Source organism: Actinoplanes sp. NPDC051633 (genome assembly GCF_040681735.1).
Taxonomy (GTDB): Bacteria; Actinomycetota; Actinomycetes; order Mycobacteriales; family Micromonosporaceae; genus Actinoplanes.
Genome location: NZ_JBFAZH010000822.1, coordinates 1 through 3524, shown reverse-complemented (window position 1 = coordinate 3524; position 3524 = coordinate 1). Strand labels below are relative to the sequence as shown.

Sequence of the window (3524 nt, the reverse complement as noted above, 5' to 3'; positions counted from 1 at the left end):
GTGCCGACCATGGCGCTGACCGTGCTGCTGCTCGCGGCGGTGATCCGGCGGCTGCTCGGGGTGCGGATCGGCCCGGTCCGCACCGTGGTGGCCGCCGTGCTGGCGCTGCTGCTCACCACCCCGATCGTGTCGGCGCTGGCCCCGCAGGACACGACCACCATGGGCGTGGGCGAGGCGTTCCTGATCCTGATGACCGCGGTGGTGGTCTCCGCGCTGCTCGCCATGGCGGCGCTGGTCATCCTGGAGGTGCTGCTGCCGGCCGGGTCGCTGCCCGGCCCGCTGGAGATGTGGCGCGGCGTCCGCCGGCGGGTGGCCCGCACCCGCCGATACTCGACGATCATGCGCATCGCGCTGCGGCACGGGCTCGGCCGGTTCCTGCGGGGCCGGCCGGCGCCCGGGCCGTCCTCGGCGGGGTCGCGCCTGCGGCTGGCCCGGTCGCTGCGGGCCGCGCTCGACGAGGGCGGCGTGACGTTCGTGAAGCTCGGGCAGCTGCTGTCCACCCGGCGGGAGGCGCTGTCCGCCGAGTTCATCGAGGAGCTCACCGCGCTGCAGGACCGCGCCGCGCCGGTGCCGTGGCCGGAGGTCGCCGCGGTGCTGGCCGCCGAGTACGGGCGGCCGATCGACGAGGTGTTCGCCACGATCGACCGCGAGCCGATGGCCTCCGCGTCGGTGGCGCAGGTGCACGCGGCGCGGCTGCCGGACGGCACCGAGGTGGTCGTGAAGGTGCAGCGCCCGGGCATCGCCGCGGTCGTCGAGCGCGACCTGGACATCATGCTGCGGCTCGCCGGCACGCTGGAGGAACGCACCGCGTGGGGCCGGTCGTTCGGCCTGCGGGCGCTGGGGGCCGCCTTCGCCGATGCGTTGCGCGAGGAGCTCGACTTCACCGTGGAGCGCGACAATCTGCTGTCCATGGCCGGCACGCTCAGCGCGTCGCCCGACCGCGGCGTGCGGGTGCCCACGCCGGAGGCCGCGCTCAGCTCGGAACGGGTGCTGGTGATGCGCCGCCTGCCGGGCACTCCGCTGAGCTCCGCGGCGCCGGTCCTCGAGCGCCTCGGCGAGCGGCGCCGCGAGGAGATCGCCGCCGGGCTGCTGGAGAGCATGCTCGACCAGGTGCTGGTGCACGGCCTGTTCCATGTGGACCTGCACCCGGGCAACGTGCTGATCGGCGACGACGGCGCGATCGGGATGCTGGACCTCGGCTCGGTCGGCCGGCTCGACGGCGCCACCCGGGCGGCGATCGGGCGGCTGCTGGCCGCGGTGGGGCGCGGTGATTCGGTCGCGGTCAGCGACGCGCTGCTCGATCTGGTCGATCGGCCGGACGAGGTGGACGAGCGAGAGCTTCAGCGCACCCTCGGCGCGCTGATCGTCCGGTACGCGGGCCCGGGCAGCACCGCCGGAGCCCAGGCCGTCGCCGGGATGTTGCGTACGTTCACCGCGCACGGCCTGGGCGTGCCTCCGCCGGTGGCCGCGGTGTTCCGGGCCTTCGCCACGCTGGAGGGCACGCTCGGGCTGGTCCGGCCGGGCTTCGACCTGCTCGGCCAGGCCCGGGCGATCGGCGGCCGGCGGATCGCCGAGGCGCTCACGCCGCAGCGCCTGCGCGGAAGCCTGGAGGACGAGCTGGTGGCGCTGCTGCCGGTGCTGCGCGGCCTGCCGCGGCGGTTCGACCGGCTCGGTGACGCCCTGGAGCACGGCCGGCTGCGGCTCAACATCCGGCTGTTCGCCGACGACCGCGACCGGGTGCTGGTCACCGGCCTCCTGCACCAGGCTCTGCTCACGGTGATCGGCGCGGCCGCCGGCATCATGTCCGTGCTCCTGCTCGGCACCACCGGCGGTCCCCGGGTCACCACGACGCTGGGATTGTTCCCGCTGCTGGGCTACGGTCTGCTGGTCGTCGCGGTCGTCCTGATCCTGCGGGTGCTGGTCGTCGTCTTCCGCCGCGACTAGTGCAGGTTCGGCCGCCGGCCAGCCTGCTCGGCCTGACGATCCTGGGGGGTGGGGAGCGTCAGGCCGCGCGCATCCGGTCGTACGCGGATCTGACCTCGGCCTCCGCGTCGGCGCGGCCGGCCCACCGGTCGCCGCCGAACGCCACGCTCTTGCCCGGCTCGATCGCCTTGTAGATCTCGAAGAAGTGCTGGATCTCCAGCCGCACGAAGGCGTCGAGGCCGGCGATGTCGCGCAGGTGTTCCTGACGTGGATCCGCGGTCGGGACACACATGATCTTCGGAGTGAAGCCGGCCTCGTCGCTCATCCGGAACACGCCGATGGGCCGGCACAGGATCAGGCAACCCGGGAAGGTGGGCTCGCGGACCAGCACGACGGCGTCCAGCGCGTCGACGCCCGGCGCGGCCGTTCCCTCGACGAACCCGTAGTCGGCGGGGTACTGCGTGGCGGTGAACAGCGTCCTGTCCAGGTGGATCCGGCCCGTCGCCTGGTCGTACACGTATTTATTTCGGGTCCCTCGGGGAATTTCGATCGTTACATCGAATTCCATGAACTCAACGTAGCCCCGCGGGGTCGATGCCGCTATCGGCGCGCGAGCCTGCGCTCGCCGGCCGCGCCGGCCTGATACGGCAGGTTGTAGTGGGCGAACACGCCGGGCTCGTCGGTCGCCGCGAGCTCGCCGTCGGTGTCGATGCTCGGGGCGTCGGAGACGAGCTTCTTGTCGTAGCGGACCCGCACGGCGTCCGGGCGGACCGTCGCGCCGTCCAGGGGCACGAACACCAGACGGTGCCGGCTCACGAAGCCCACCTTCACCGTGGCGAATGCGGGCTGGTCACTGGCCACATCGACGTAGATCGCCTCCAGATCGCCGATCTTGGAGCCGTCGGGGTCGATCACGTTCTCACCACGCCAGTCGCGCAGGTTCTCAGCCGGAAACATGTCTTACCTGCTTCCCTGCCTGAGCGTGCTCAAACGGTGACGGTCGCCGCCCGGCAGGGCCGTATAGGTGGCCGCGACGAGGGTAGCCACGTCCAGAGGCACCGACTTTGGAGGACATCTTGGCTCAGGACACTCTTTCCCGATCTCTGCACGACGTCGGCCTGGCCGCCTGGTTCGGCGGCACGCTGGCCAACGCCGTCGCACTCAACCCGGCGGCGGCCGAGGCGGACACGGCCAACGGGACCGGCCGTGTGGCCAACCGCGGCTGGAACAGGTGGACCCCGATCAACGCCGCTGCGATCGGCGCGCACCTGGCCGGCAGCGTCGGCGAGCTCGTCGGCAACCGGTCGCGCCTGGTCGCCCAGCGTGGCGCCGGCACGACGGCACTGGCGAAGACGGGCCTGACCGTCGCCGCACTCGCGGTGACCGGGTACAGCCGGCTCCACGGCCGCAAGGTCGCCGAGGAGACGTCGGTGCCGGCTCTCGCGGGCACCGAGCCGGCCGCCAGCACGCCGGACGACGTGGCGAAGGCGCAGAAGCAGCTGTCCGCACTGCAGTGGGTGGTGCCGGCGCTGACCGGCGCGCTCATCGTGGTCAGCTCGCTGGCCGGCGAGCAGCAGCGGGCGAGCGAAGTCAAGAAGGGC

At 72.9% G+C, this 3524-nt stretch carries 4 protein-coding genes; 2 read left to right on the top strand and 2 right to left on the bottom strand.

Features of this window, described 5'->3' with window-relative positions; translation table 11 throughout:
- On the top strand, window positions 1–1944 hold a 1944-nt coding region (locus AB0M20_RS32740; protein ID WP_364304203.1), incomplete at its 5' end, for an AarF/UbiB family protein.
- Window positions 1945–2002: 58 nt separating this feature from the next.
- Here the strand turns inward: AB0M20_RS32740 and AB0M20_RS32735 are convergent.
- Both AB0M20_RS32735 and AB0M20_RS32730 read right to left on the bottom strand, forming a co-directional pair.
- Window positions 2003–2491 carry an inorganic diphosphatase gene (locus tag AB0M20_RS32735; RefSeq protein WP_364304202.1) on the bottom strand — a complete coding sequence of 163 codons (489 nt, stop codon included), beginning with the start codon at window positions 2489–2491 and terminating at the stop codon, window positions 2003–2005.
- Window positions 2492–2523: 32 nt separating this feature from the next.
- Entirely contained in the window at window positions 2524–2880 is a 357-nt protein-coding gene (locus tag AB0M20_RS32730) for a PRC-barrel domain-containing protein (RefSeq protein WP_364304201.1), read from the bottom strand.
- A gap of 119 nt (window positions 2881–2999) precedes the next feature.
- On the opposite strand from AB0M20_RS32730, the gene AB0M20_RS32725 reads away from it, so the two are divergent.
- Window positions 3000–3524: hypothetical protein (locus AB0M20_RS32725; RefSeq protein ID WP_364304200.1), on the top strand; the 525-nt coding region annotated here is incomplete at its 3' end.

Excerpts from the sequence above, each read along its gene's own strand:
- AB0M20_RS32735 (WP_364304202.1), bottom strand. The coding sequence starts at position 2,491 with ATGGAATTCGATGTAACGATCGAAATTCCCCGAGGGACCCGAAATAAA.
- AB0M20_RS32730 (WP_364304201.1), bottom strand. The coding sequence starts at position 2,880 with ATGTTTCCGGCTGAGAACCTGCGCGACTGGCGTGGTGAGAACGTGATC.